We start from the raw sequence: 296 nt of genomic DNA, 5'->3' as shown, positions 1-296 counted from the left end.
CGGCAAAGAAACTGATGGAAGCGTTCTGGCCGGGACCGCTGACCATGATATTTCCAAAGAGTGACGCTGTCCCATACGGCACGACAGGAGGACTGGATATGGTGGCGGTCCGCATGCCCAGCGACCCTGTGGCCATGACGCTCATCCGGCTGTCCGGCGTGCCGGTAGCGGCACCCAGTGCCAACACATCGGGGCGGCCCAGTCCTACGACGGCGGATCACGTATGGCAGGATATGAATGGGAAGATCGATATGATTGTGGACGGAGGTCCGGTTGGGATCGGTGTGGAATCCACC

General features: G+C 60.5%; 1 protein-coding gene. It reads left to right on the top strand.

What is annotated here, in order from left to right; genetic code table 11:
* The coding region (locus NE473_RS31570) for an L-threonylcarbamoyladenylate synthase (protein ID WP_256265677.1) at positions 1 to 296 on the top strand (296 nt) is incomplete at both ends.

It is taken from the genome of Hungatella sp. SL.1.14 (assembly GCF_024460495.1).
Classification (GTDB): Bacteria; Bacillota; Clostridia; order Lachnospirales; family Lachnospiraceae; genus Hungatella; species Hungatella hathewayi.
Note: the sequence above shows the minus strand (reverse complement) of the source record. Positions and strands in the feature narration are given on the sequence as shown.